Annotated in this window: 29 protein-coding genes and 1 tRNA gene; 10 read left to right on the top strand and 20 right to left on the bottom strand. The window is 54.0% G+C overall.

Annotation, left to right across the window (positions count from 1 at the left end; translation table 11 throughout):
- Nucleotides 1-247: 247 nt before the first annotated feature.
- The 3 genes from MTC_RS01990 to MTC_RS01980 all read right to left on the bottom strand — a co-directional run bounded on the left by MTC_RS01990 (nucleotide 248) and on the right by MTC_RS01980 (nucleotide 2,021).
- Entirely contained in the window at nucleotides 248-604 is a 357-nt protein-coding gene (locus MTC_RS01990) for a hypothetical protein (RefSeq protein ID WP_014405003.1), read from the bottom strand.
- Nucleotides 605-787: 183 nt separating this feature from the next.
- On the bottom strand, nucleotides 788-1,552 hold the full coding sequence (locus MTC_RS01985; protein ID WP_014405002.1) for a DUF1829 domain-containing protein: 765 nt from the start codon (nucleotides 1,550-1,552) through the stop codon (nucleotides 788-790).
- On the bottom strand, nucleotides 1,539-2,021 hold the full coding sequence (locus tag MTC_RS01980) for a DUF6978 family protein (RefSeq protein ID WP_014405001.1): 483 nt from the start codon (nucleotides 2,019-2,021) through the stop codon (nucleotides 1,539-1,541). The genes MTC_RS01985 and MTC_RS01980 overlap by 14 nt, the downstream gene beginning before the upstream one ends.
- A 647-nt stretch (nucleotides 2,022-2,668) precedes the next feature.
- Here MTC_RS01980 and MTC_RS01975 point away from each other — a divergent pair.
- Nucleotides 2,669-3,079 carry a response regulator transcription factor gene (locus tag MTC_RS01975; protein WP_014405000.1) on the top strand — a complete coding sequence of 137 codons (411 nt, stop codon included), beginning with the start codon at nucleotides 2,669-2,671 and terminating at the stop codon, nucleotides 3,077-3,079.
- A 124-nt stretch (nucleotides 3,080-3,203) separates the two neighbouring features.
- Nucleotides 3,204-3,560, top strand: coding sequence for a hypothetical protein (locus MTC_RS01970; RefSeq protein WP_014404999.1), 357 nt, complete (start codon nucleotides 3,204-3,206; stop codon nucleotides 3,558-3,560).
- A 64-nt stretch (nucleotides 3,561-3,624) separates the two neighbouring features.
- Here MTC_RS01970 and MTC_RS01965 read toward each other — a convergent pair whose 3' ends face one another.
- On the bottom strand, nucleotides 3,625-4,098 hold the full coding sequence (locus MTC_RS01965) for a carboxypeptidase regulatory-like domain-containing protein (RefSeq protein ID WP_014404998.1): 474 nt from the start codon (nucleotides 4,096-4,098) through the stop codon (nucleotides 3,625-3,627).
- 207 nt (nucleotides 4,099-4,305) lie between these two features.
- Here MTC_RS01965 and purT point away from each other — a divergent pair, with 207 nt between their 5' ends.
- The 5 genes from purT (at nucleotide 4,306) to MTC_RS01935 (ending at nucleotide 8,382) form a co-directional block, all read left to right on the top strand.
- Nucleotides 4,306-5,586: a formate-dependent phosphoribosylglycinamide formyltransferase gene (gene purT, locus MTC_RS01960; protein ID WP_014404997.1), complete on the top strand. Its 1,281-nt coding sequence runs from the start codon at nucleotides 4,306-4,308 to the stop codon at nucleotides 5,584-5,586.
- 37 nt (nucleotides 5,587-5,623) lie between these two features.
- Nucleotides 5,624-5,785, top strand: coding sequence for a 4Fe-4S binding protein (locus MTC_RS01955; RefSeq protein WP_014404996.1), 162 nt, complete (start codon nucleotides 5,624-5,626; stop codon nucleotides 5,783-5,785).
- Nucleotides 5,782-7,017, top strand: coding sequence for a phytoene desaturase family protein (locus MTC_RS01950; RefSeq protein ID WP_014404995.1), 1,236 nt, complete (start codon nucleotides 5,782-5,784; stop codon nucleotides 7,015-7,017). The genes MTC_RS01955 and MTC_RS01950 overlap by 4 nt, the downstream gene beginning before the upstream one ends.
- A 41-nt stretch (nucleotides 7,018-7,058) precedes the next feature.
- A tRNA-Arg gene (locus tag MTC_RS01945) sits at nucleotides 7,059-7,130 on the top strand.
- 376 nt (nucleotides 7,131-7,506) lie between these two features.
- Nucleotides 7,507-8,382, top strand: a complete 876-nt coding sequence (locus MTC_RS01935) for a CBS domain-containing protein (RefSeq protein ID WP_048189494.1) — start codon at nucleotides 7,507-7,509, stop codon at nucleotides 8,380-8,382.
- Here MTC_RS01935 and MTC_RS01930 read toward each other — a convergent pair.
- A complete protein-coding gene (locus MTC_RS01930; RefSeq protein WP_014404993.1) occupies nucleotides 8,379-9,182 on the bottom strand; it encodes a class I fructose-bisphosphate aldolase in 804 nt (267 codons plus the stop codon). The two genes, MTC_RS01935 and MTC_RS01930, sit on opposite strands and share 4 nt — an antisense overlap.
- Nucleotides 9,183-9,283: 101 nt before the next feature.
- Here MTC_RS01930 and MTC_RS01925 point away from each other — a divergent pair, with 101 nt between their 5' ends.
- Nucleotides 9,284-9,760 carry a metal-dependent hydrolase gene (locus MTC_RS01925; protein WP_048188855.1) on the top strand — a complete coding sequence of 159 codons (477 nt, stop codon included), beginning with the start codon at nucleotides 9,284-9,286 and terminating at the stop codon, nucleotides 9,758-9,760.
- On the opposite strand, the gene tpiA is transcribed toward MTC_RS01925, so the two are convergent.
- The 10 genes from tpiA to MTC_RS01875 all read right to left on the bottom strand — a co-directional run bounded on the left by tpiA (nucleotide 9,753) and on the right by MTC_RS01875 (nucleotide 19,097).
- Nucleotides 9,753-10,412 (bottom strand): triose-phosphate isomerase, encoded by a 660-nt coding sequence (tpiA, locus tag MTC_RS01920; RefSeq protein ID WP_014404991.1) that lies wholly within the window; start codon nucleotides 10,410-10,412, stop codon nucleotides 9,753-9,755. The two genes, MTC_RS01925 and tpiA, sit on opposite strands and share 8 nt — an antisense overlap.
- 68 nt (nucleotides 10,413-10,480) lie before the next feature.
- Nucleotides 10,481-11,671 carry a bifunctional 5,6,7,8-tetrahydromethanopterin hydro-lyase/3-hexulose-6-phosphate synthase gene (locus MTC_RS01915; RefSeq protein ID WP_048189493.1) on the bottom strand — a complete coding sequence of 397 codons (1,191 nt, stop codon included), beginning with the start codon at nucleotides 11,669-11,671 and terminating at the stop codon, nucleotides 10,481-10,483.
- A 69-nt stretch (nucleotides 11,672-11,740) separates the two neighbouring features.
- Nucleotides 11,741-12,574 carry a winged helix-turn-helix transcriptional regulator gene (locus MTC_RS01910; protein WP_014404989.1) on the bottom strand — a complete coding sequence of 278 codons (834 nt, stop codon included), beginning with the start codon at nucleotides 12,572-12,574 and terminating at the stop codon, nucleotides 11,741-11,743.
- Nucleotides 12,575-12,613: 39 nt separating this feature from the next.
- A complete protein-coding gene (trpA, locus tag MTC_RS01905; RefSeq protein WP_272941630.1) occupies nucleotides 12,614-13,402 on the bottom strand; it encodes a tryptophan synthase subunit alpha in 789 nt (262 codons plus the stop codon).
- A 23-nt stretch (nucleotides 13,403-13,425) separates the two neighbouring features.
- Nucleotides 13,426-14,604, bottom strand: a complete 1,179-nt coding sequence (trpB, locus tag MTC_RS01900) for a tryptophan synthase subunit beta (RefSeq protein WP_014404987.1) — start codon at nucleotides 14,602-14,604, stop codon at nucleotides 13,426-13,428.
- Nucleotides 14,594-15,238 (bottom strand): phosphoribosylanthranilate isomerase, encoded by a 645-nt coding sequence (locus tag MTC_RS01895; RefSeq protein ID WP_014404986.1) that lies wholly within the window; start codon nucleotides 15,236-15,238, stop codon nucleotides 14,594-14,596. The genes trpB and MTC_RS01895 overlap by 11 nt, the downstream gene beginning before the upstream one ends.
- Entirely contained in the window at nucleotides 15,235-16,281 is a 1,047-nt protein-coding gene (gene trpD, locus MTC_RS01890) for an anthranilate phosphoribosyltransferase (protein ID WP_014404985.1), read from the bottom strand. Before trpD ends, MTC_RS01895 begins: the two co-directional genes overlap by 4 nt.
- Before the next feature lies 1 nt (nucleotide 16,282).
- Entirely contained in the window at nucleotides 16,283-16,855 is a 573-nt protein-coding gene (locus MTC_RS01885; RefSeq protein WP_014404984.1) for an anthranilate synthase component II, read from the bottom strand.
- A gap of 1 nt (nucleotide 16,856) precedes the next feature.
- Nucleotides 16,857-18,347, bottom strand: coding sequence for an anthranilate synthase component I (trpE, locus tag MTC_RS01880; RefSeq protein ID WP_014404983.1), 1,491 nt, complete (start codon nucleotides 18,345-18,347; stop codon nucleotides 16,857-16,859).
- Nucleotides 18,348-19,097 carry an indole-3-glycerol-phosphate synthase gene (locus tag MTC_RS01875; RefSeq protein ID WP_014404982.1) on the bottom strand — a complete coding sequence of 250 codons (750 nt, stop codon included), beginning with the start codon at nucleotides 19,095-19,097 and terminating at the stop codon, nucleotides 18,348-18,350. It abuts the gene before it with no gap.
- A 304-nt stretch (nucleotides 19,098-19,401) separates the two neighbouring features.
- Here MTC_RS01875 and MTC_RS01870 point away from each other — a divergent pair, with 304 nt between their 5' ends.
- Together MTC_RS01870 and glnA are read left to right on the top strand one after the other, a co-directional pair.
- Nucleotides 19,402-19,971 carry a hypothetical protein gene (locus tag MTC_RS01870; RefSeq protein ID WP_014404981.1) on the top strand — a complete coding sequence of 190 codons (570 nt, stop codon included), beginning with the start codon at nucleotides 19,402-19,404 and terminating at the stop codon, nucleotides 19,969-19,971.
- Between the two features lie 59 nt (nucleotides 19,972-20,030).
- Complete coding sequence (gene glnA / locus MTC_RS01865; protein WP_014404980.1) at nucleotides 20,031-21,368, top strand: type I glutamate--ammonia ligase; 1,338 nt, start codon at nucleotides 20,031-20,033, stop codon at nucleotides 21,366-21,368.
- On the opposite strand, the gene MTC_RS01860 is transcribed toward glnA, so the two are convergent.
- The 5 genes from MTC_RS01860 to MTC_RS01840 are packed head-to-tail and all read right to left on the bottom strand — an operon-like array spanning nucleotide 21,365 to nucleotide 24,710.
- Nucleotides 21,365-21,877 (bottom strand): hypothetical protein, encoded by a 513-nt coding sequence (locus MTC_RS01860; RefSeq protein ID WP_014404979.1) that lies wholly within the window; start codon nucleotides 21,875-21,877, stop codon nucleotides 21,365-21,367. The genes glnA and MTC_RS01860 overlap by 4 nt on opposite strands.
- Complete coding sequence (locus MTC_RS12545) at nucleotides 21,874-22,347, bottom strand: prepilin peptidase (protein WP_014404978.1); 474 nt, start codon at nucleotides 22,345-22,347, stop codon at nucleotides 21,874-21,876. Before MTC_RS12545 ends, MTC_RS01860 begins: the two co-directional genes overlap by 4 nt.
- Nucleotides 22,322-23,479: an ATP-binding protein gene (locus MTC_RS01850; protein WP_014404977.1), complete on the bottom strand. Its 1,158-nt coding sequence runs from the start codon at nucleotides 23,477-23,479 to the stop codon at nucleotides 22,322-22,324. Before MTC_RS01850 ends, MTC_RS12545 begins: the two co-directional genes overlap by 26 nt.
- A 32-nt stretch (nucleotides 23,480-23,511) precedes the next feature.
- Nucleotides 23,512-24,147 (bottom strand): phosphoribosyltransferase, encoded by a 636-nt coding sequence (locus MTC_RS01845; RefSeq protein WP_014404976.1) that lies wholly within the window; start codon nucleotides 24,145-24,147, stop codon nucleotides 23,512-23,514.
- On the bottom strand, nucleotides 24,144-24,710 hold the full coding sequence (locus tag MTC_RS01840; protein WP_014404975.1) for a type 1 glutamine amidotransferase domain-containing protein: 567 nt from the start codon (nucleotides 24,708-24,710) through the stop codon (nucleotides 24,144-24,146). Before MTC_RS01840 ends, MTC_RS01845 begins: the two co-directional genes overlap by 4 nt.
- Between the last annotated feature and the right edge of the window lie 74 nt (nucleotides 24,711-24,784).

The raw sequence follows: 24,784 nt of genomic DNA, 5'->3' as shown, positions 1-24,784 counted from the left end.
GCGCTTTAACAATATGCTTTCCCTCTTCAGCAGGATAGTAGGAGCACTCACTATTCTGGCAGGTAACTCCTGCGACACAACTATTAGGCCTGGCCAAATTACATCAAGACAAACAAAAAACACACAATATAAAAAAATTATATCATAAAAACACAGACACGGGGTATCTTAAATTTATCTCACTTAAAAGGATTGCTTTATTCAATAAACTCCCTTATCACCCACGTAAAAATTTAAAAATCCCTTTTCACTCCAGAACCGGCTTTTTCTTCTCCTTCAAAGCATCGATAAGCAATATCTTACAAACCACTTCAGGCTCCACGTTATAGGCGTCAGCATACTCCCTGACAATCCTGGCGGCCTCTCCCTTCAAAGCCATCTCGACTTTTAGCTCGCCACTAGCAGGGCTGGCAGCTACTGCTCTGGCCTCAGCCCTCGCCTTTTTATTCTCTTTTTTAATCGATTTCAAGGCGCCATAATACTTCCAAAAAGGCGTGTTCAACCGGTTACAGGCCTCTTTAATGCTAATCTTCTCACTCTTGCTTAATTCTTTGACTTTTTCTACAAGTTCCTTTTTCTCATCTAGCGTTAGCCTTTGTTTCATAGATGGTAACTATGATATTTTTTGCATAAAAATATATCGAAAAAACCCCTCATCGATTATTAAAGTGTAGAAAAAATTAGTTATTATAACTAATATTCAAGAGGTAGATTAGCAATTTCAATACATTTTAGTCTATATATGCAGGTTTAATGTATTTGGGCTAATCACTAATTAAATCATCATTTAATCCATTAGCTCTACTGCCACCTTTTCTCTTTCATTCCACCTCACCGGCCTCATGTTATACTTCTCAAAGGCACTCATGACATCCTCAGAAACCTCCTGGTCCCTGTCATTCAAGAACACGTAGGCAGTAGAGTTTGCAGGCCTCACGTCTTTTATGTCCACCCAGGCAAATATTATCGGCGTAATCGTTTTCTTATCAGGCGAGTTGATAGCCTTGATTATCCTCTCAGGCCTCGTCCTGGAGGCAGGTATGACGAAGTCAAACGTCTGGTCAAAACCGCTCTTCCCTGCAAACTTAATCTTGGGCGTGAATCGTATCTCATGCTTCTTAAGGTACGCTTTCACATCTTCCATAAAAAAGCTCTCTACCATGGGCTGAGACATCACGTACAGGTCATTAACTGCAAGCATTGCCTGGATCATGTCATGTTTCTTTTTTGCAAAGCTCTCACGGCTAGCCTTAATGATGATCTTATCATCCTCAAGCCTGGCGCCAAACCCATTTAGTATCGATTCCACTATTTGCCTTCTCTTAGGTGTGGTCAATTCAAAGCCGCTAGACTTGAGGTCGCTGATAATATAGCCATCATCAGTTAAAATTAAACTATCGCCTACAGCCAATACATGTATTTGAAGGCGATCATTATGACGGTCCAGAAAAGGCGTGGTTATCTCAACGTAGCCATTTACGCTTCTCGACCCGATCTCCCGCCTGAGCCAATCAACATAATCATTTATCAAATCCTCGTTACTGGTACTCATCCAATCGCCTAATCTGGTTCACTCGTGGCCTGTCGACAACGTTACAATATGCAAAAAACTCCTGCAACGTATTATATAGGTCATTTGGATTGCTAAACTTGTCACTGGGCATGGGAATAGCCCATTTATTCATATAGCCCTCAATACAAAAATGAGGGCAATTTATAGTTTTTCCATTGTATTGCTCAAGATATGGCACAGGAATTGTATTGGCGGCAGGATTATTATGTGGAGGGCCATTGATATCAAGACGAGTGAGGATAATGGTCTTCTGATAGCGTTCTTGATATGTGCATTTCATCTGCGTTATTTGTCTCCTATTGACATCGATTAAAAATTCATGGCCTTCATCATTTGAGATGATTGGTATGACAAGTAGCTCACCTGGTAATGGGAACTCGTATGCTTCATTATTTTTCTTTCTCTTTAAAAGTCTGAACAGATCATCAGCTTCTTTTTGGGTAAGCATTAAAACCCCCTCAATCGTATGCCATTATAGCAATTATATTTAAAAAACTTTCTATTAGCATGGTGAAAATAATTAATAGCGTTTATTTATGAACATCTTGTTGTATAGATATTCAAGATGTAGAATTCTTCATTTTCTTACACAGCTTGTACGAATTTTTCATTGGCCTAATAGTGCCATTTAAGTGAGAAAGATATGCAGAACCGCCCTCTTGATTGCTATAAGCAATATTGCCGCTTGAATTTACAATCATCAAAGATACAATCTGCCATTTTACTTTATAGGCTCAATCACCATCTTCCTGTCCTTCACGTCTATCATATATAAAAGCCTCTTGAAGTATGGCGTTATCATTTCGTGATGGTAGGCTAGAAGTTCAAGGCTGAAAAATTACAGAAAATTTGGGACACGCCACCTCGCCTCTCTCTTCCCTTTTATTTTTTCATTTAGCATCCTCGATATTTTCTCTGCATCTCCTTAAAATATGATGGAGCCTTCGATGGACATCTGAATTGTATCCTCATGGGCACGGTCAATATTTCCCATTCCCCTCACACAATTAAATATAATTATAAAAAGTTAGGTATTTAACTAAAATTAGAAGATATAGTTAAATTTATGTTATTGTATGTTATACATATTTAGATATGTATAAGGTTGGCATAATCGAAGACGAGCCAGATCTAGTAAAATTATATGAGCTTTTTTTGGAAAAGCGCTATGCGGACAAGCTTGAAGTGGTATATAAGGCACAGGACGGCCGCGAAGGTGTCGAGAAAAACAAATGCTCCCCTGCCGATATCATAATCCTCGATGATAGGATGCCGGAGATGAACGGCGTCGATGCCGCTGAGAGGATAAATGACCACCACCCAGAAACCATCTTTATATTTACGCCTTGCTGGGGGTGTGAGTGGTTTAGCTCCGATAATAACATAAGCCACATCAAGAGCTTATGCATTATTCGTAAGCCATACTCTTTAAAGCTAATGTCAGCGTTACTTGATAATGCCATTGAGGAGATTGAGCGGCGAAAGAAAAGTGTTGAGTACACATGATGCAGCCCATAGTAAATTGGCTAAAGCACAGAATGTTCTTACTGCCCCTGTCTGCATTGTGGCTGCCTTCAAATTCAATTTTCCATGCATAAACTTTAATTTTAAAAAATAGTATTTAGTGCACATGGGTTTAAGCTCTTATCTCGTTGATATAATCTTCTATTTTCCGCTCGAGCCCAGGCGCTTCATCGTAGTGTGCGGCATTTCTAACTTTTCGTTTTACCTTGGGCTATCCCTATTAATGGGATTGAATCATAGCTTCGCCGAAAACATCGTTGGCTTCATCCTGGCGCTACTAGCCGGGATAATAAGCATAGCCCTGGCATCGGTCTCTATGGCCATATACGCCGGCGCTCGGATGCTGCTTAAGAAAAGCACATCGTTCAATGTGACTGGGGTCGAAACGATAATTGCTTGCATTATACTGGCCTTGACGAACATGTCATTGTTGTTTATTTTAATATTATGCGGGTCTTTATAATTGTTCTCACGGTTATACCCATACTCTATTAAAAAGCGAAACGATGAATTCTTGGTTTCGCCGATCAATTCACCCTTATCACTGCCAGGGCGTTCTCGTTCTTGTATGTGTGGAAGCCAGGAGCACTAACCTCTAGGGTCAGGTAGCCGGAGTTCTGGTTAGCGTTGAGGCGAATATTATTGGTGTTTTTAATGTATGCGACTCCTTTTGTATTTGTGACCCCTGAGCCTGCGCCCCCAAGGCCGTACAGTATGACGCTGGCGCCGCTTACCGGGTCGCCTTTTTCGTCGGTCACGTTCACGTAGCACGTCCAGGTCTTCTGGACCACGCCCTCGCCCGTGGAGCTTATCTGAAGAAGGTTGCCATCCTTGCCGCTCACCTCTGTAACGGCGGCGGTGAGCGTCCTCTGGGGTTTAAAGCTGTTCACGGCGGCCACCATCGCGGAAAGGGCGATCACCCCCACCACGAGTACTACGATCAGGCGTACGGGCAGGCCCTCGACGCCCCTCTCATCATCTTCAAAACGTTTACCTCTCATTCTCATCACTTATTTTCATTTAATTGAAATTTAGTTATCGCTCTTCATATAAATAATTTTCATTTTTAGAGGCTGAGGGGGGGCAGAGCGAAGCCCCCCTTCAGCCTTTGGAATAGAAAATACACTACCAAACCATCATATTTACAATAGAGGTTAAGCTTTTTAATCTATTCCGACATTAATAATAATATTCCTTGAGGTCAAAGTATGAGTCTGAAGCCGAGAAAGATTTTGGGCACGCCCTACGCAAACGGGGCGAAATTACTGTTTTTGGGAGCTGGCGAGCTCGGGAAGGAGACGATGATAGAGGCCCAGCGCATGGGCATAGAGGTAGTGGCGGTGGACAGGTATGCGAATGCGCCGGGCATGCAGGTGGCGCACCGCTCGTATCCTATAAACTTGAAAAGCGAGAGGGCGCTCATGGCAATCGTCGACAGGGAGAGGCCAGACGCCATAATACCCGAGATAGAGGCAATCAACATAGACACGCTCTTCAAGCTTGAGGAGAATGGGTACTTCGTGGCGCCGTGCGCTAAGGCCGTCTGGACGGCCATGCACCGTGAGCGCCTCCGTGAAGCCATAGTGTCTACTGGGGCCAGGACCTCGAAGTACGAGTACGCCACCGACCTGGAAAGCTTCAGGAAGGCCTGCGATAAGATAGGGTACCCGTGCGTCTCCAAGCCCATACAGTCGTCCAGCGGCAAAGGCTCATACTTCTTAAAAAGTAAAAAGGACGTGGAGAAGGCGTTCAAGGAGGCGGAGAAGGCGAGAGGCTCCTACGCCAAGATCATAGTTGAGGAGTTCATAGACTTTGACGTAGAAATTACCGAGCTTTCGGTGAAGTATGTAAACGAGAAAGGCAAGGATGAGAGCAGGTTCGTCAGGCCGCTCGGGCATTATCAGATAGAGGGCGACTATCATTCCTCGTGGCACCCGTGGATTGAGGGCGGAGACGAGAAGGCGATAAAGAAGATAGAGAAGCAGATATACGACTATTCGCAGCGCATCATGGACAAGCTGGGCGGCTACGGGCTTTTCGCCCACGAGATGTTTGTAGACCTGAAAGAGGGCAAGGTGTACGCCAATGAGACGGCCTGCCGGCCGCACGATACGGGATTAGTGACAATGGCCTCAATGCCTTTAGGGTATTCTGAGTTTGCATTACACGCGAAGGCGGTATTAGGATTGCCGGTGAAGTGGCACGAAAAGGTGATTGAGCCCAGGTGCTGCGCCGCATCACACGTTATAATCTCGCACACCGAGGGCTGGTACCCACAGTATAGCGTCGCAGGGGCGTACGATGACGACACCAGCGTGCTCATATTCGGCAAGCCCGAGACTTACCCGGAGCGCAGGATGGGCGTGGTGCTCTCCTGCGGCACCACGGTGGAGCAGGCCCGCCGCAAGGCGCAGGCGAGCGCCCACAAGGTTAAAATAGACGCCGGGCAGGGATGGAAAGGACAGGAAATAACCGAAAAGCACTATTAGGAGAAGGAGCTTTTAATAAAAACGATAGAGGGATAGGGTGAGGATATCTCAGGCATGCGTGGGCTGTGGCCACTGTAAGGCGATCTGCCCCGTCGACGCTATCGAGACGTGCGGCGTGAGCAGGATTACCGGGAATTGTATCGAGTGTGGCAAGTGTAAGGGCTATTGCGCAATAGGGGCAATCGAGGAGGATGCATGAAGGTAGCCATCATAGGGGCTGGCCTGGGCGGATTGCTGGCCGGTGCCGCACTTTCGAAAGAGCATGACGTGGACGTGTACGAGCGTTTAGACATATACGGCGGACGCTTTACGAACCTGCCCTATAAGGGCTTCCAGCTCACCACCGGCGCATTGCACATGATACCCCACGGCCCCACGGGGCCGCTCGCCCAGCTCCTTGCAGACGTAGGGGCAGATGTGAAAATAGTGAAGTGCAGCCCTGATGGCAGCATAATGAATAAGGATGGCCAGCAGATATCCTTTTACGATTTCAGGGAGCTTTTATCGCCCGCGGCGCAGGCCAAGATACCGCTGCTTATGGCGGGCCTGCTCATCCAGAAGAAGGGTACCGTCGCCGACATGGTGTGGAACGACCCGGAGTGGCTCGCCCTCTCGGATAGCTGCTGTGGCTGGGCGCTCTCCACCCTGTCCAGGGATACGCCCGCTGCCGAGGCCTCCGCGATCATCAAGCACGTCATCGGCGGCGGCCCTGGCAAGTATAACACGCCCGGCATACCGATGGGCGGCTGTAAGGCCGTGGTGGATTCTCTCGTAAAGGTCATCGAGGCTCGTGGCGGCCGGATTCACCTTGGCTCGAAGGTCGATAAGGTCATAGTGGAGGGTGGGGTGGCCAAAGGCGTGTCCATTAACGGGGAAAAACATGACGCTGACATCGTGATATCCAATATAGGCCATAAGCTCACCTCGGACCTGTACGACTGGAGGTATATGAAGCCCCAGTATGCGGCCGCTCTCCAGAAGGTAAGGCCGTCGGCGGGGATTAAGATATGCCTTGCCGCGGAGGAGCCTCTGGTAGGCCACCCGGGGGTGCTCTTCACCCCATATACGCAGCGCGTCAACGGCATGAACGAGGTCACCCATGTGGACCCGTCGCTGGCCCCCGAGGGCATGCACCTCACCATGACCCATCAGGCCATGCGCTCTAAGGACGTGCAGGAGGAAATAAAGCTTGGCCTGCAGGACATTAAGCGCATGTTCCCCAATAAAAAATATTCCGTATTGCTCGTCCAGTGCTACAGGGATGACTGGCCCGTCAACAGGATAGCGTCCGGGCTCGACATGGGCAACCTTACGCCGGTCAAAGGCCTTTATGTCGTCGGAGATGGGGCCAAGGGGAAGGGCTACATCGAGGTCGAAGGGGTGGCAGCGGGGGTCATGAATTTACTAGATATACTCAAAAAGGCGAGCTAATCTCAAAGTTTATATCCTAGATAGCACATCTGTATACAGATGCCCCTATAGGGTAGTGGATATCCTTGGAGCCTCCGGAGCTCTAGACCGGGGTTCGAATCCCCGTGGGGGCGCTACTTTATTCGTGGCCTCGACATATTTTGCGGCGAAGGACTCGCTGCGCGGCATGCTCAAATACACTCCCTTTATATCGGGAGAGAGCCCGCCCTGCTGGAGACTTATACCACGCTTGTAATACAGGCCATGGACCTGGGCGTCCTCGTGCCGCTGGGCATTATCACGGGGACGCTGCTCCTCATGCGAAACGCCTGGGGGATATGCGCTGGCATCCGTCTTCCTCATCAAACCGTCATCTCCAGCGAAGTAAAAGTATATAACGAAAAAACATTATAATATACAAAAATTGACAAAAAATGAGGGGCTATTAGAGAGAAAAGCCTCATATATGCCTATTGATATAATTTGGATGATTAAATAGTGATGGCCATGGTGGAGCTAACGGTAATACAAAGAGAGATACTTTCTGCGCTCATCAACCTGTTCAGGGAGAAGGGCAGGGCAGTCAAGGGTGAGGAGATTTCCGAGCGTATAGACCGGAACCCCGGGACCGTCCGAAACCAGATGCAGTCGCTCAAGGCACTGGGATTAGTCGAGGGCGTGCCTGGCCCCAAGGGCGGGTATAAGGCCACCAGCACGGCCTATGAAGCCCTTAACCTTACGCCCATGGAAAAGGAGGCAGACGTGGCGATATACAGGAATGGTGAGAGGGTGCAGAACGCCAACGTGGCCGAGATAGACCTGAACACGGTGAGGCACCCCGAGCTATGCAGGGCGAGCGTGAAAATTATAGGAGACGCCAGGATGTTCAACATCGGAGATAGCATCCAGGTCGGCCCCACGCCGGTCAACAAGCTGGTCATCCGCGGCGAGGTCGTGGGCAGGGATGACATTAATAGCATCATTTTGTGCAGCATCAACGAGATGATCTCAATACCCAAGAAGCCTGTCAGGGATTATATTAATCACAGGCTCATCACTATACCTTCGACTGCCACGGTCAAGGATGCGCTAATAGTGCTGGCGAAGAACGACATCCATGGCGCCCCTGTGGAGAAGGATGGAAACGTCATCGGCATGGTCACCTATACTGACATAGGCCGTGCCATATCCATAGATAAGGCTAACGATAGCGTTACCGATATAATGAGCCCCAACGTCATCTCAATAGACCAGGAGCGCCCGATGTACGAGGCCGTGGCCATCATGAACAAGAATAAGGTAGGCCGCCTGCTGGTCACCGAGGATGGCAAGCCCAAGGGGATGATCACCAGGATGGATGTTATAAGCAGGCTGACAACGTATTAAGGTTTTAGCGCCTCCTCCACCGACTTGTTTTCGAATATTATCTTTTCCAGGGCTTTCGCTACCTTATCAGGGTCGTCGCTCTGCCACACGTTTCGGCCTACTGCGACCCCCGCTGCGCCCACGTCCAGAATGTCGCGGGTCTGCTGGAGGAACACCTTAAGCTCGGCCTTGAGGCCGCCGGCGCAGAGCACTTTGGCCCGGCCCGCCATCTCGACCGCCCTCCTGAAGGTCTCCTTCGAGCCGGTGTATTTTAGCTTTAACAGGTCGCAGCCAAGCTCCAGGCCCACACGTGCGCCGTAGGCGACTATCGTGGGATCCGTATCGTTAGGCACGTACTTGCCCCGCGGGTACATCCAGCCAATTACGGGCAAGCCATAGTCGCGGGCCTTTTCCTGCACCTCACGGAAGTCCTTCATCGCCTGCGCCTCGAGCGGCGAGCCCACGTACAGCGTGTACCCCACCGCGTCTGCCCCTAGCTTCACGGCGTAGTCAACCGAGCAGACCACCGGGGAATAAGGCGCCTCCTCGGCCTGCGTCTTGGCAATATTATCCTTCCCATTCACCTTCACGATCAACGGGACCTTGCCCGAGTAGTTCTCCCGGTACTTCTCGGCGAGGCCCTTGTGGAATATAAGCCCCGTAAACTTGTTCCGCAGGGCTATATCGATGATGTACTCCGGGTTATAGTTCCTGTCGTTGAAATCCTTGGGCCCGTGCTCCAGGCCCTGGTCGTAGGCTAAAAACATGGCCCTTCCGTTCTTGAAGAGGCGTGACATGTACTTCTGGGATGGTTCGAGCATAGCATCACATGATAAATATTGGTGCTTTAATATTATTTATTTTGCGAGCCTTTGCGTAAAGGATAAGTGGCATGAGCGGTATTTTTGTTTTGGGGTGGATTATGGATAGGCCGGGCCATTTTGGCGGCGCAATGCTGCTATTCTTCGGCATCATGTATTTCCTGCCGCGTGGCGATACGCTCCAGACATTGTCCCTGTCCGTCACGGCTGCGGGGATAGCGGCCGCAATGTCTATGAAGCCGGACATGGACAAAAAGTTCTTCTTCGGAGTATTCCACAGGTGCTGGGTGACCCATAGCCTTCTCACAGTCCTCGTGGCCACCGCCGGGACGTTCGTGCTCTTTAGCTATATGCTAAATATGGGCCTGTTGTCATATTATGCCGCCCTGGCTGTCTTCTGTGCCATCGGGTCCCACGTCCTGCTCGACTCCTTCACCAGGATGGGGGTGCCCCTCTATGGCCCGTTCGATAATAAGATGCGAGGGCCCCGGTGGTTCAGGGGGTCCAACCCGCTGGTAAACTATACATTGCTTGCGGCAGGCGGCCTCATGATGCTTTTTTACTATAAGGTCATTTGAAGGCGACTAGCTCCCTCAATGCCGCCTTCGGGTCCTTAGCCTTCACGACGCCCGAGGCTAGAAGGACCCCCACCGTGCCCAGCTCGAGGGCCGCCTTGACGTCCTCTCCCTTAGATATCCCTGCGCCACAGAGCACCTTCACTTCAGGGTCGGTGACGGCCTTTACAGAGTCTCGGACGATATCCGGGTCGGCCTTCGATACCGGGATGCCGCTGCCGATAAGCTCAGGAGGCTCGATGGCCACGAAGTCCGGCTTAAGCTGCGAGACCTCCCTCACCTTTTCGATGCTTTCGGCGCACACCACGGAGGTCAGCCCGTTCTTGCGGCAAATCTCCACGCATTTCTTTATGTCAGGCAAGGGCATCCTGTCTTCCGAGTGGTTAATGAGGGAGCCCGTGACCCCGCAGTGGATGAGTGCCTGGGCGAGCACGTGGCCCGTGTGGCTGCCCGGCTCTATGGGGTCGATGTGCTGGGAGAAGACCTCTATCCCGTATCCCTTGTGGTGGAAAAGCTCGGGCGTTTGAGGACATACTATAATACGCACTCCCGTCTCCTGCATGACGTCCCTGGCCGCCCAGGTGAGCTCCCTGCCTCTGTCCCCCGTGCTTTCCAGGTAAGTCTTATAATTCAAGATGATGATCGGCTTTTGCATGGCTATCAAATTTAAGTCTACCCTTAGAGCCTTAATTATTTCGAAAAAAGAAAAAGATAAGGACGGGCCTAGAAGTCCGTCATTATGCGGAACTGGTCTATCTCGTCCTTGTGCATGGCTCTCAGGAAGGCACGGGTTGCGCCCTCGATATCCTTGGCGTTGGTGATAGCACGGCCAACGACCAGGATGTCAGCCCCGCCCTTTAAGGCCACCTCCACGTTCTCGGCCTTAACGCCGCCGGCCACCGCCACGAGCAATTTCTTGCCGCCAGCAGCCTTCTTGATGGCCGGGATGTTACCCCAGGCGTGCTCCGCCTTCCTGGCCTCGGTGTCGATGCCCCGGTGTAGCTCGACGATGTCCGGCTTATGCCTCAGCGACTCCACGACCTTCGCGGGGTCACCCACGTTTAGCATATCAATAATAGAGTATATGCCCACCTTGCGGGCCTCTTCGCAGAACTTTTCTATCGTCTCCAGCGGGGCCAGCCCGGAGCAGACAACCGCGTCAGCCGTGGCGTCAGCCGCCATGCGGGCCTCAAGGTTGCCCGTATCCAGGGTCTTCAGGTCCGCCACGATAAAGGCGTCCCTCTTAATCTGCCTTATCTTACTTATTACCTCGAGCCCATAGCGTTTGATAAGCGGCGTGCCCGCCTCGAATATGATGTGATCATTCCTTGGGGCCTGGGTGAGCACCCTCTCGACCACCGCAATGTCGGGTGTATCGATGGCCACCTGCAAATATGGCGGGTCCCAGAGGCGCATTATCTTGTAGCCCATGACTCCATGAACGCCCCTATCCTTCTCATATAATACCTTATCCACTCCCGGAAACTTCTCCATGGCCCTCGTGAGCGCCAGCTTCGTAGCCCCATAGTTGTACTTGTAAATACGAGTATAGTCCTTTGCCTCTGGGTGGATGAAAACAGATGCTATGATGACGAGCTCTTCGCACTGCTCCCTGGGTATGATGCCCTCCTCGACGGCGTCAGCCACAGCCTTTGCCACGGCTGCCTGGGCCGGGCCGAACATCTTGTTGGCCTGGTCAAGGCTCTTGATGGTCACCTTGGGTATTATTAGGGTGGCGGGCTTCGGTATGAGGTTGGGCCTGATGACCGCAAGCAGCGGCGTGTGCCCCATTGAAAGGTTTGTCATACCGTTGGCGAACGCCATCCCAACAGGGCCGGCCTTGTCGCCTACCAGGAGGTCGATATGGGCTACCTCGTTGCCCTCGCCGACCAATGCTTCTCCGACTAGATACACGATTCCTACCTCATAGCGCACTAATACCCTGATACGTAATAAACCTTGGCGTTTTTAAGGCCTCTAAGTTTAAGAAACGCTTTCAGCTCGCATGAGCCTGGTGAGGGTTTCCTTTGCCGAGGCGTCGATGAAGTATCGCTTGCTCGTGCCATCCCACTCGAAGGTGATTATCCCATCTTCCAGGAGCTTTCGCGTATACCGGTATACCAGGCTCTTTTCCATGACGAGCTTCTCCGCGAGCCTCTGGTTGTTGATGCCCGGGCTTTCCATGATTGATGCTAGAATCGTTTTTGTCGGCTCGGTGCGAAGATGGGATGCTATCCGCTTTTCCATGTCGTTGTAGGTGTTCGAGTTCACGAAGATTCTCTTGTATTTGCCCATCTTTTCGAGCACTATGCGGCCCTCGTCCTCGAGCCGCTGTAAGTAGTATCGTACTGTGCCTATGTTCATGTTTGCGTCTCTGGCGAGCTCCGGGGCCGTGCACCCCGGGTTGTCCTTAACGAATGCCAGGATAGTGTGCTTATTATTGTTGTTGCGCCTCCTGAGCCTATGCACTATTGAGAATGCCGCGCAGAAAGTGGTGATGGCTCCGAAGAATGCAATCGGGAGGTATCTGAGCTGGATCCACAAGGGTAGCTCGAAGAAGCTGACTTGCCCATCGGTGCCATTGAAATCGGCGTGGGCCGCTTCCTCAGGAGTAAGGCTAACGTTATATGCGGGAATTACGACGTAGCCTCCTTCACAGACTATTGCCCCGGGCGGCAGGTCGCTCGGCACGGGGTGCTCCACCTTAGGAGGATGAGGCGAAACAAGGTCCAGCAACGCGTAGTAAGCTAAAATGGACATGAGGGCTAGCCCGACCACGAAGGCCAACTTCTTAAAGGTCCACCGATTACCTGCCATAAAAGAAAATCCTTCCCAAGCAATTATATAAAGCTTATCTCACGAAACGTTAACTCCAGGTTTAGGCGCGATGGGCATTGTGCCTTCCTTCAGCTTTTTTACATAGCCGAGGATTGCGTGAACGCCGGCCTTCCTGGCGGCCATATCGACTATGGCGCTGCCCACTATTGCCCCGTCAGCGCCCATGCCGATGACCTCGCTAACGTGTGCTGGCTTTGAGATGCCGAAACCCACGGCAACGGGCACCCCGTTAGCGCACTCTATCGTGCGGGACACTGTGTCCCTGAGGCCTATGGACAGGCTCTGGCGGGCGCCGGTAACGCCCATGTTCGAGACGACGTACACGAAGCCGGAGGCGCCCTCCAATATTATTCTCATACGGCCAGGCGGCGTGTTAGGGGTCACGATGTTTATGTAATCAACGCCATATTTTGCGCATGAATTTCTTACGTCACGGCTTTCCTCGAAGGGCAGGTCGGCGATGATAATGCCCGAGACGCCCGCATCGGCGCAATCGCCCACGAATTTTTCCACGCCGCGCTGAAGCACGATATTATAGTACGTTAGATAGACTATGGGTATGCTCTTCTTTAATCGACGGGAGAGGTCGAAGGCGATGTCGGTGTTCATGCCCGCCTTAAGGGCACGGTCAACGGCGGCCTGGATCACCGGGCCGTCGGCGATGGGGTCAGAGAAAGGGATGCCAAGCTCAAGCACGTCAACGCTGCCCGAATCGATGAGCGACTGCGCCAGCACGAAAGACTCCTCGGGCGAAGGGTCGCCCAGAGTGATGTAGGCGATAAGCGCACCCTCGCCCTTCGCCCTCAGCTCCCCAAACTTGTCCTCGAGCCTCAGACGGACACCCCCATGTGCCTGGCCACGGTCTCCACGTCCTTATCTCCCCTCCCTGAGAGGTTGATGATGACCACGTCGCCTTCCCCGAAATCGCTCCTATTCTTAATGGCCCAGGCCACCGCGTGAGAGGACTCAAGGGCTGGAAGTATGCCCTCCACCATGCCGAGCTCCTGAAAGGCGGAGAGGGCCTCATCATCCGTGGCATAGCTATACTCGGCGCGTCCCAGGTCCCTCAGAAGGGCGTGCTCAGGCCCGACGGCCGCATAGTCAAGGCCCGCGGACACGCTGTGCGTGTCCAGTATCTGCCCGTAGCGGTCCTGCAAAACATAAGTATAAGAGCCGTGAAGCACTCCTTTCTTACCGGTCTGGAACCTGGCTGCGTGCTTACCCGAAGATATGCCGCATCCACCCGCCTCCACGCCTACCAGGCGCACATCCTTATCATTTATAAAGCCCGAAAATATTCCTATGGCGTTGCTGCCGCCCCCGACGCAGGCCACGACCGCGTCTGGAAGACGCCCTTCCGCCTCGAGTATCTGCCCCCTTGCCTCCCTGCCGATGACGCTCTGAAAGTCCCTTACAATGGCAGGGAACGGGTGGGGGCCATACGCGGTGCCAAACAGGTAATGAGTATCATCAAGGCAGGTCACCCACGCCCTCATGGCCTCGCTTATCGCGTCCTTCAGCGTGCGCGTCCCGTTCCTCACGGGCACCACCTCGGCGCCGAGAAGCCTCATCCGGAACACGTTCATCCTCTGCCGCTCCATGTCCACCTCGCCCATATAGATAGTGCACTTCATGCCCAGCGCCCTGGCCGCCGTCGCGGTGGCCACGCCGTGCTGGCCCGCCCCCGTCTCCGCGATGAGCCTCGTCTTGCCCATCCGCTTCGCAAGCAGGGCCTGCCCCATCGTATTATTAATCTTGTGCGCCCCGGTGAAGGCCTGGTCCTCCCTCTTTAGATAAATCTTGAAGCCGTACTTCTCGCTCATGTTCCTCGCGGGGGTGAGCGGGGTGGGCCTGCCCACATACTCCTTTAGGTATCTATCAAGCTCCTCCCTGAACGACCTGTCATCCCTGTATTTTTTATAGGCCGCCTCCACCTCCTGGAGGGCGGGCACGAGCATCTCGGGCACGTACCTGCCGCCATATTCCCCATACCTGCCCTCAACGGCCATCTAAAGCCTCCTTAGCGTTCCTTATAAATTCCCTCATAAGCTCAACGTCCTTCACCAGGCCCGGCGATTCTACGCCGCTGGCCACGTCCACGGCGTAGGGCCTGACCATCCTGACCGCTTCTGCAACGTTCTCCGGCCTCAGCCCCCCGGCCAGCACGACGGGCTTCCTGATAGAATCCACCACCTTCGCAGATACCGCCCAGTCATGCGTCTTGCCGCTACCTCCCCTGTTTGGGGACATCGTGTCGAGCAGTATGGCATCCGCCACGCCCTCATACATCCTCGCCTTCTCCACCTCGCCTCCGCTGCCCACATGGACCGCCTTGATGAGGCGCACGCCAGGGATCTCCCGCCTCATCTCTTCGAGCATTTCTGGAGATTCATCGCCCTGCAGCTGTATCGCGTCAGGCCCGATTTCATGTACCGCCTCTATAGCCTCCTCAACCGTCGCGGGCATAAGCACTATCACGGAGGTGACAAAGGGCGGCAGGCTCTTTTCGATATCCCGTGCCCGCTCTATCGGGATGCGCCTCGGAGACGGGGCCAATAGCATGCCAACTGCGTCGGCCCCGCATTCCACGCATTTCAAGGCGTCATCTACGGTCCGGACGCCGCATATCTTGACCTTTATCAAACGTATGCCTCCAGGCGGGAGCGCTCCACATATTCTTTCAACTTTTCAAGCGCCGCCCCGGAGTCGACGCTTTCTGCGGCGACGCCCATGGCCTCCTGTAGCGAAGACGCCTTGCCTCCCACGTAGATGCCGCACGATGCGTTGAGGAGCACGACATCCCTCTTCGGGCCTCTAGCGCCTCCCAGTATTTTCATGGCTATTTCGGCGTTCAATTTCGCGTCCCCTCCTCTCAGGTCTGCCACGCTCGCCTTTTCGAGCCCTAATTCCTCGGGGGTCAGCGTGTACTGCCTAACGCGCCCGTCGTCCACCTCGCAGACGTACGTGGGGCCGAAGGTCGACGCCTCGTCCAGCCCGCCGGCGCCATGCACCACCATCGCCCTCTCCACGCCCAGGTTTTTAAGCACATTGGCCACGGGCATGACTAGCTCCTCATCATAGACCCCCATGACCTGGGCCTTCGCCGAAGCGGGGTTGGTGAGCGGGCCGAGGAGGTTGAACACGGTCCTAATCCCGATCTCCTTGCGCGGGGCCAGGGCGTGCTTCATCGCCCCGTGGAACACGGGGGCGTACATGAAGCCAAACCCAATCTCTTCTATTAAATGCTCTACCTCGCAGGGCTTAAGGTCTATCCTGGCGCCGAGCGCCTCCAGGACGTCCGCGCTCCCCGATTTTGACGTAACCGACCTGTTACCGTGCTTAGCCACCGGTATGCCGGCCGCTGCCACCACGAAAGACGCCGTCGTGCTTATGTTAAAGGTCTTGATGGCGTCGCCGCCGGTTCCGCACATGTCCACCAGCCTGCCATCTACCCTTGGGGAGATGCGCGAGGCGAACTCTTTCATTGTTTTGGCAAAGGCGGTGACCTCCGCAACCGAGACGCCCTTCATGCGCATCGCCGTCAGGAAACCGCCTATCTGGGACTGGGTGGCCTTGCCCGACATTATCAGCCTCATCGCCTCGCCCGCCTCTTCCTCGCTCAGGTCCTTCTGCTCGACGAGCCGCTGGATATAGTACCTCATATCATGTACGGCTAGCTGCTCCATATCACACGCCCCTGTATAAAAAGTTCTTTAGCAGTATCCGGCCATACTCAGTGAGGATTGACTCCGGGTGGAACTGGACCCCCTCTATGGGGTACTCCCTGTGCCTTATGCCCATTATCTCCCCATCGTCGCTCATGGCGCTGACCTTTAAGCAGTCAGGGAATCCTTTCTGCTTCACGGCGAGCGAATGATATCGGGCCGCCACGATTGAGTGCCTTATGCCCGTGTATATGCCCCTGCCATCGTGCCTTATCCTGGTCGCCTTCCCGTGAAGCGGGGCATGGGCCCTCGACACGACGCCTCCGAAAGCGACCCCTATGGCCTGATGGCCCAGGCAGACGCCCATGATGGGTATCTCTGAGCCCAGCTTTCGGATTATCTCGACGCAGGAGCCGGCGTCCTCAGGCCTGCCCGGCCCGGGGCTCAATATAATCCTATCCGGGTCCCTCTTTAATACCTCGTCCACCGTTATGGTGTTGGGCACCACCTCTGGCTCTCCGCCAAGCTCTCCAACATACTGGTATAGGTTATACACGAAAGAGTCTACGTTGTCCACTATTAGCACTTTCACCATTTTATCCTCCCCTGAGCGAGCGGCCGATGGCGCTGAGCATCGCCGCACCCTTATTCAAAGATTCCACGTACTCATTCTCAGGCACCGAGTCCATCACGATGCCCGCCCCGGCCTGCACGTACGCCTTACCATTCTTTAGCAGGACGGTTCGTATGGCGATTGCCAGGTCGGAGTTCGAGTTAAAGCAAAAATACCCCACGCAGCCTGCATACAATCCGCGCCTCCGCCCTTCAAGCTCTTCGATTATCTGCATGGCCCTGGTCTTAGGCGCCCCGGAGACGGTGCCAGCCGGGAACGTGGCGGCAAGTACGTCGATGGCGTCCTTATCGTCCCTCAGCTCCCCCACGACATTAGACACAATATGCTGAACATGAGAGTACTTCTCCACCGCCATGTAATCGTCCACACTCACGCTTCCAAACTTCGAGACCTTGCCCACGTCGTTCCTGCCCAGGTCGACGAGCATGACGTGTTCGGCCAGCTCCTTCGGGTCGGACTTCATCTCCTTTTCAAGCTCGGCGTCTTCCTCTGCATCCTTACCCCTGCGCCTGGTGCCGGCTATGGGGCGTACCGTTATTTTCCTGTCCTCGACCTTGACCAGGATTTCGGGGCTGGAGCCCACGATGCCCGTGTCCCCATATTCGAGGAAATACATGTACGGTGATGGGTTTATCTCCTTAAGGGCCTGGTACAGTGCCACCGGGTCCACGTCGGCCTCGACCTCAGCCCTCTGGGAGAGCACTATCTGGAAGGCGTCGCCGTCGAGGATGTACTCCTTGGCTCGCTTTACCATCTCTACGAAGCGCTCCTTTGTCACGGAATACTTTACGTCAAGCCTTTTCGCCTTCGCCGTGGGCGGCGTTGCCGTGTATCCCCTGGCGAGCGCCGCCTTCATGCCCGCCAGCCTCGCCCTGGCACCGTTGAGGCCTGGCCTGCCGCGGGACAAGCAATTCGAGATTAAAAGAAGCCTCTTCGATGCATGATCAAATACGGCCAGGCTGTCCACGAATGCAAGCCCGGCGTCCATGCAGCCCAAGTCGTCGAGCGCCTTGTCTCCAATATTGTAGATATACCTCACGAAGTCGTAGGAGATGTACCCTGCCAGGCCGCCGTAAAACACGGGCAAGGGCACCTCGTCTCCTATGAATACCGGCTCTGATGGCTTGAAGCCTGCCATCAGGTCTTTCAGGAGCGCCACGGGGCCGCCTTCATACGTGAAGGGCTTTCCGTTGACCATTATGAGGCCGTCCTTGATGGCTATTGCCTGCCGGCTGCTCCCTACGAATGAGAATCGGGCGGACTTGCATCCCAGATCTGCGGACTCGAACAGGAAGGAGTAGGCTCCCGGCCTTTTCAGGCGGAGGTAAGCGTCAAGAGGCTTCACATCCATATCGACGGCTTCGACGACCGGCGTGACTAGCAGGGGCCTCTCCCGCCTTTCCAGTATGGCCTCCGTGCTTAATATCTGCCGGCTATAGTCGTACTCCTGCACCTATAGCCCCCCGTATACCATCGCTCGTAGGGCTTTGCCCGGCTCAGGATGCCTCATCAGGGCGCTTCCGATGAGCGCGGCATCACAATATTCAAGCACCGTCTTTAGCTGCTCTGGCGTCTCTATGCCTGAAGCGCTTACTTTCACTCCCCTGATAAGAGGGGCAAGGCGCCCTGTCCTGGAAAGGTCGACCTTCAGGGTATCCTTGTCCCGGTTGTTGATGGCGTACAGCGCTGTGCCGGATGACTTCGCCTTTTCCACGTCGCCCTCGCAATGGACCTCCACCAGTGGCTCCATGCCATAGTGCCGTGATTCTTTTACCATTTTAGCCAGGCCATCCTCATCAAAAAAAGAGGCGATGAGGAGCACGCTGTCAGCCCCATATGCGTATGATTCCCTTATCTGGGAGGGATGAAAAATGAAGTCCTTTCTGAGGACTGGGAGCCCGCATTTGGCTTTTCTAAGGCTCTCCAGCGAGCCTCCGAAGTACTTTGGCTCGGTGAGGACCGATATGCCGCATGCCCCGTTTTGCTTGAAGGTATAGGCCATTGCTGCCGGGTCGTCTATTCGCCTCAGGAGCCCGGCTGTGGGCGATGCCGGCTTTATCTCGGCTATTACGGGACTTCTGCCTTCCCGCCTCGCCATCTTTATCGAGCCGATGAGGCTTATGGGCTTTCTATCTCGTATGACTTCCCCCTCGAACGGGACGTAGCCCTCCTTGCGTGACTGAAAGATGTCTGTGAAGTTCATCCACACACCATGCACATAATTATACCTTGATGTATAAAAAAGTACATCATGTTTAATATATAAACGTTGCGAATGGATGGCTATTATTATGGTCGGGCAGATGGTTCTTCTATTTGAGGCTGAATGGGATGCGCCGCGCGGAGCGCTCTAGTGACCGCGCGGAGCGCTCTAGTAAAAAGCAAAGCGAAGCCCCCCAGTCTTAGAAATAAAAGTATATATTTAACACAGCAAGAGAATGAAAAGGTTTATTGTGGAGGAGAATCAATCAAGTAACGGCCCAGTAGGGCTATCCCCGGGGTAAGACATGGATTCGGACACTGGCGGCGGCAAATCAAAGCTGGACTTAAGCGACATCATGTCCATGCTGGACGATACTGAAAAGAAGCCTGAACAGAAGCCCGAGCCGGCTAGAAAGGAAAAGAAGACGGAAAAGCAGGACGACGGGTTCGTAAAAAAGCTCCTGTCGGACATCGAGCAAAAAAACGCGGAGATCCTCAGGCTAAGCTCGGAAAACACGTCACTAAAATATTCACTGAGCGAAAAGGAGATAGAGGTCAAAAAGCTTAAGGCACAGCTCGAAAGCTCCAATGGCCTGGTTGAGAGCCTCAAGGCACAGGTATTAAGCCTCAGCCAGCAGGTGGAGGACCTGAATAAATACGTGAACGAGGCACGCGTCAAGCTTGGGGAGATGGAGGCGGATAGGGCGAAGCTCGCTGCGAGGATGGCAAAGAAGGAAGAGCAGGCCCCGCCAGAGGAAGAAGACGTTGCATCTATTTTCAAGCGGATAGCGCTGGAAGCCCGGGAACCAGGGGCATCAGGGGAAGGCGAACAGGCCCAGAAAAAGCAGAAGACTGCAAAGCTTTATGACCTATAATCCGGAAATATATTTCCTACGTTAAAATAATATGGACAGCCGAGTTAAATGGTTCCCACATGAGTAAAGTCACAAAAGACACCGTTCTCAAGAAGGCCGAAGAGCTCAAGGTAAAATTCGTCAAGCTACAGTTCACCGACGTTTTCGGGATCACCAAGAACGTGGCGATCCCGGTTAAGCAGCTAGAAAAGGCGCTAAATAACGAGATCATGTTCGACGGCTCCTCCATAGAGGGCTTTGTCAGGATAGAGGAGTCCGACATGTACCTCAAGCCGGACATCAACACTTTTACGCTCATACCCTGGCAAAGCGAGTATGGCAACGTGGCCAGGCTCATCTGTGACGTCTATAACCCCGATGGCACTCCATTCGAGGGCTGCCCCAGGAACACCCTGAAGAAGGTCATCAAAGAGGCCGAAAACATGGGCTTCACGATGAACGCGGGCCCTGAGGCGGAGTTTTACCTATTCGAGAGGGATGGGGAGGATTTACCTACTACCCACTCAAAGGACCACGGCGGGTACTTTGACCTTTCGCCCGTCGACATGGGCGACGAGGTAAGGAGGGCGATGGTAACCGCGCTGGAGGGCATGGGCTTCGAGATAGAGGCATCCCACCACGAGGTAGGTGAGGGCCAGCACGAGATAGACTTCAAGTACGCCCCCGCGCTCACCACCGCTGACAACATCGTCACCTTCAAGTTCGTGGTGAGGAAGATAGCCATGCAGTATGGCCTGCATGCAACGTTCATGCCAAAGCCCCTGTTCGGTAAGGCAGGCTCGGGCATGCACACCCACCAGTCACTATTCTTCAAGGGCAAGAACGTGAACGCCTTCTACGACGAGAACGGGAAATACCAGCTTAGCAAGACGGCCCTGTATTACATTGGAGGCCTGCTCGCCCATGCCAGGGGCTATGCGGCCATAACTAACCCTCTGGTAAACTCTTACAAGCGGCTTGTGTCCGGCTACGAGGCGCCCGTGTACATAGCCTGGTCGGAGAAGAACCGCTCCCCGCTGGTCCGCATACCAGCCCGCCGCGGCCTAGGCACCAGGGCGGAGCTTCGCTGCCCGGACCCGGCGTGCAACCCGTACCTGGCGCTCGCCGTGATGCTGAAGGCGGGCCTCGATGGCATCAAGAAAAAGATAGACCCGGGGGAGCCTGTCAACATGAACATCTATCACCTCACGGAAAAGCAGAAGAAAGACCTGAACATCAAGAGCCTCCCCTCTAACCTGAACGAGGCTCTCGACGAGCTCGAGGCCGACGAGGTCATCAGGAGCGCCCTTGGCGAGCACATCTATGAGAACTACATGAAGGCAAAGCGCATCGAGTATGACGAGTACAGGGTTCAGGTGCACCGGTGGGAGATTGAAAAGTACCTGAGCATTTATTAGTAGACTACAAGGTATTTTTCGTCTAGCCCGCGGTCGTACTGGTACTCGATGGTGAGCTCGTACCTGCCCCCGCCCATGATGATTGTATGGCGCTGTGATGGCACCACCGCGTCCCCTTTTTTAATCCCCTCCCTGAACCTGGCCCTCTCGTCGACTATTACAGCCTTTTTGTTGCCATGAACCAGGTAATATATCGTCCCTTCGTGTGACTCCGAGGAGCCTGGATCGATGCCAAAGGCTACGTAGCCGGTGTCAGTGGGCAGCGAGAGGACAAGCGTTTTCGATGCGCCAGGAAGGGAAAAAGGGTCCAGCAGGTCCCGGGGAGAGCATGCAAGGAGACCCCTGCAGTCATTGCACAGCATGGAGACCTGGCCGTCCACCGAAGAAGAGCTTAACACGGGGGTAACGCCGGCGATGCCACTTGCCGCCATCCCCACGATGATGGCCAGGACTATGAGAGAGGCCGCGAGGGCCACCGGTATGGAGTCTACGCCCGCATCGTCCATCATGAGGACACCACCGTTAGCGCTACTATGGATAGCAGGCAGGCGAGAAAAATAGAAGGCCCCATCGCAGATGGCGACATGCTCCTTCCGGCAAGCCTTAAGGCAGCGTGTTTCATGAAGAGGATAAGGGAGAGCGACATTAAAAATGCTGAAATATACATGAGGGCAGGGTACGCAGGGGATATGAGCAACAACAGGGCGATTATAAGCTTGGCGTCTCCGCCTCCCCAAAGCCCAAGCCTCCAGAACCCGTACGCTAGCGAATAAGAGATTAAGCAGGTCAGGCCCGCGACATAAAGGGAAAGCCCAAATAGGCACCTCGCCGCCATGAAGAGAAGCCCTAGCAGTGCCAGAGGAATTGTGAGAATGTTGGGTATCCTCAAGGTCCTCTGGTCTATCATGGCCGCGATGATGGCGGCGGCGCCTGCCACGACAAGCGAAATAGTATCAATCGATGTATACAGGGGGCTCACCTCCTCCGTGCTCGCTCATCCTCGGCCTCACCTTTATGACATGATAGGACTCGGTCGCGTCATCTATGACGATGGCCGCCCCCCGCTCCTTTCCAAGCCTCGATATGGCGTCTGGCACCGGCTCCTTAACGTATGCCGGCCTGGCCGACTCGAGCGCCTCGACGTCGTCCCTCAAAGTCAGGCGGTGGCAAACGATTAGATCGGCCTGGGAGAGCACGTCCTTGCCCAGGGCGGAGGGGCGCTGGGTGGCGAGCACGAGAGAAAGCCCTGGCTGCCGCCCCTGCCGCAGCCACTCGTTCGTGAGCACCCGGCCCGCCCGCAGGTCAGCGCCAGAGTCCATGAACATGTGGGCCTCATCGATGAAAAGCCAAACAAGCGGCACCTCCCGCCCGCCCTCCTCCCGCCTCCTGGCCTCCACCCTGGCATCGTAGAGCGCCCTCGCCAGCGAGGCCACTATGCACGACTTTACCTCGGGCTCGTGGCCATAGCCGCTCAGGTCTATTATGTTGATGCTGCCCGGCTCGAGCAGGCCGTCGAACGACGCCTTCCCTGAAAAGAGCCCCCAGGACGCCACCATGCGCAGCATCCCGTGGATAGGGCTGGAAGCCTCTACCGCCCCGGCCAGCTCCTCTACCTCAAAGCTTTCGCCCATGGCATTCAAGAGCTCAGCTCCGCCCTCGCCCAAAGGCTCTATGCCTAAAAGCTCACAGTAGTCATAAAATGATAAAGAGCCGGTGGGTATCTCTAGCGGCATCACGTCGCCCGAATGTATGTGGGACCGTGGAGCGAATTTTCTGATGGGAATGGCCTCAGGCTCCAGGCCCCATTCCTTAAGGCATTCCATGGAGGGCTTATCCATGCGTGTGAAGGTCCCCATCGTATCCACGACGATGGCACAAAAGTTCTTTCTAACCTTAAAGGGCAGGCGGGCGAGCTCCTCGATGAGGACTCCCATGGTGTAGGACTTGCCGTAGCCACGCTTTCCGCATATCAGGATGGCGTGCGGCTTAAGCACGTCCAGGTAAACGCCCGCTCCAAGAGAGCCGTCAAGGGCCAGGTACCTGCCCAGGAAAAGGAGGCCTTCTCCCCCGTCGTCTCGCCTACCCACGAGGTAACGCTTCTCCTCAGGCATACTTAATTACAATAACATGAAAATAAATAAAGCTATCCCTGCGCAGGCGCTAGTAGGGACTTTACCTCCTCGTCGCTCAGGTCTGGGAACTTTTCGTAGTGGCTGGCCACTGCGAACGGCCCGTATCGCTGCACTCTTAAGCAGATGACCTCGTCAGCCTCTTTTTCGAGCCTCTCCACCGAAGTCTCAGGGCTGCAGGGCACTGCCACTATGACCCGCCTCGGGCGTTCCTTCCTTACGGCCCTCACAGCCGCTATCATCGTGTAGCCAGAGGCAAGCCCATCATCCACTATTATAACGTTCTTTCCCTTTAAATCCGGGAGAGGCCTATCCCCCCTATACTCCCTTATCCTCCGCCTCACCTCCTTGAGCACCTCCGCCACGATCCTCTCGATATCCTTCACCGAAAGCCCCAGGTATGCCACCAGCCGCTCGTTAAGGACTACCGTGCCGTCCGGGGCGACCGCGCCGAACCCAGCCTCAGGGTCAGATGGGATTGGCAGCTTCCGGGGTATTATCAGGTCGAGGGGGACGCCAAGCCTCCTCGACACCTCGTAGCCAACGGGCACCCCTCCCCTAGGTATGGCTAAAATAATTGAATTATGGCGGTATCCCACCAGGTGCTCTGCCAGCATCCTTCCCGCATCCCTGCGGTCCTTGAAAATCATATTGCGCGGGCGGCCTCCACCAGGGGCTGTAAGCTCTCCCCCCTTAGCGAGCGGATTATGGCGTCGCAGAAGAACCCGAGGTCGGATGGCTGCCTCGAGAAGATGTACTGGCCGCTGGTCACGAGCGGCGAGTCCACGTAGGACGCCCCCGCGTTCTCTATCTCTACAGCCAGGGACTTCCAGCCGGTCGCAGTCTTGCCCTTCAAAAGCCTTGCGGTGATTAGTATTTGTATGCCGTGGCAGATGGACGCGATGGGCTTGCCCGTCCTGTCGAAGTCCTGCACGAACCTTATGACGTCAGGGTATATGCGGATGTGGTCAGGGCTCTGCCCGCCAGGTATGACCAGCGCGTCAAAGCTATCGGCCCTCAGGTCCTTGAAAGAGAGCTCCGTGGTCACCTGTAGCCCATTCTTGCCCCTTAGCGCTTCAAGCTCTTTCAAGCCGGCGATGGTCACGTCCGCGCACGCCTCATCCCTGAGCCGGACCAGCGGGTACATGAGCTCCATGTCCTCGAACCCGTCTCCTGCCAGCATTACTATCCTTTTTCCTTTCAGCTCTTCCATGATGTCTCCCCAGCTAATTGTTGTTTTCTCGGATATTTTAACGGTTTCAACGTAAAATGCGGAGGAGACGGTTA

This window comes from Methanocella conradii HZ254 (assembly GCF_000251105.1).
GTDB classification, from domain to species: Archaea; Halobacteriota; Methanocellia; order Methanocellales; family Methanocellaceae; genus Methanocella; species Methanocella conradii.
Note: the sequence above shows the minus strand (reverse complement) of the source record. Positions and strands in the feature narration are given on the sequence as shown.

What these genes read in the sequence shown, in the direction of transcription:
- MTC_RS01990 (WP_014405003.1), bottom strand. Translation starts at nt 604, where the DNA reads ATGAAACAAAGGCTAACGCTAGATGAGAAAAAGGAACTTGTAGAAAAA.
- MTC_RS01985 (WP_014405002.1), bottom strand. Translation starts at nt 1,552, where the DNA reads ATGAGTACCAGTAACGAGGATTTGATAAATGATTATGTTGATTGGCTC.
- MTC_RS01980 (WP_014405001.1), bottom strand. Translation starts at nt 2,021, where the DNA reads ATGCTTACCCAAAAAGAAGCTGATGATCTGTTCAGACTTTTAAAGAGA.
- MTC_RS01975 (WP_014405000.1), top strand. Translation starts at nt 2,669, where the DNA reads ATGTATAAGGTTGGCATAATCGAAGACGAGCCAGATCTAGTAAAATTA.
- MTC_RS01970 (WP_014404999.1), top strand. Translation starts at nt 3,204, where the DNA reads ATGGGTTTAAGCTCTTATCTCGTTGATATAATCTTCTATTTTCCGCTC.
- MTC_RS01965 (WP_014404998.1), bottom strand. Translation starts at nt 4,098, where the DNA reads ATGAGAGGTAAACGTTTTGAAGATGATGAGAGGGGCGTCGAGGGCCTG.
- purT (WP_014404997.1), top strand. Translation starts at nt 4,306, where the DNA reads ATGAGTCTGAAGCCGAGAAAGATTTTGGGCACGCCCTACGCAAACGGG.
- MTC_RS01950 (WP_014404995.1), top strand. Translation starts at nt 5,782, where the DNA reads ATGAAGGTAGCCATCATAGGGGCTGGCCTGGGCGGATTGCTGGCCGGT.
- MTC_RS01930 (WP_014404993.1), bottom strand. Translation starts at nt 9,182, where the DNA reads ATGCTCGAACCATCCCAGAAGTACATGTCACGCCTCTTCAAGAACGGA.
- MTC_RS01925 (WP_048188855.1), top strand. Translation starts at nt 9,284, where the DNA reads ATGGATAGGCCGGGCCATTTTGGCGGCGCAATGCTGCTATTCTTCGGC.
- tpiA (WP_014404991.1), bottom strand. Translation starts at nt 10,412, where the DNA reads ATGCAAAAGCCGATCATCATCTTGAATTATAAGACTTACCTGGAAAGC.
- MTC_RS01910 (WP_014404989.1), bottom strand. Translation starts at nt 12,574, where the DNA reads ATGGCAGGTAATCGGTGGACCTTTAAGAAGTTGGCCTTCGTGGTCGGG.
- trpB (WP_014404987.1), bottom strand. Translation starts at nt 14,604, where the DNA reads ATGGCCGTTGAGGGCAGGTATGGGGAATATGGCGGCAGGTACGTGCCC.
- trpD (WP_014404985.1), bottom strand. Translation starts at nt 16,281, where the DNA reads ATGGAGCAGCTAGCCGTACATGATATGAGGTACTATATCCAGCGGCTC.
- MTC_RS01885 (WP_014404984.1), bottom strand. Translation starts at nt 16,855, where the DNA reads ATGGTGAAAGTGCTAATAGTGGACAACGTAGACTCTTTCGTGTATAAC.
- MTC_RS01875 (WP_014404982.1), bottom strand. Translation starts at nt 19,097, where the DNA reads ATGAACTTCACAGACATCTTTCAGTCACGCAAGGAGGGCTACGTCCCG.
- MTC_RS01870 (WP_014404981.1), top strand. Translation starts at nt 19,402, where the DNA reads ATGGATTCGGACACTGGCGGCGGCAAATCAAAGCTGGACTTAAGCGAC.
- glnA (WP_014404980.1), top strand. Translation starts at nt 20,031, where the DNA reads ATGAGTAAAGTCACAAAAGACACCGTTCTCAAGAAGGCCGAAGAGCTC.
- MTC_RS01860 (WP_014404979.1), bottom strand. Translation starts at nt 21,877, where the DNA reads ATGATGGACGATGCGGGCGTAGACTCCATACCGGTGGCCCTCGCGGCC.
- MTC_RS01850 (WP_014404977.1), bottom strand. Translation starts at nt 23,479, where the DNA reads ATGCCTGAGGAGAAGCGTTACCTCGTGGGTAGGCGAGACGACGGGGGA.
- MTC_RS01845 (WP_014404976.1), bottom strand. Translation starts at nt 24,147, where the DNA reads ATGATTTTCAAGGACCGCAGGGATGCGGGAAGGATGCTGGCAGAGCAC.
- MTC_RS01840 (WP_014404975.1), bottom strand. Translation starts at nt 24,710, where the DNA reads ATGGAAGAGCTGAAAGGAAAAAGGATAGTAATGCTGGCAGGAGACGGG.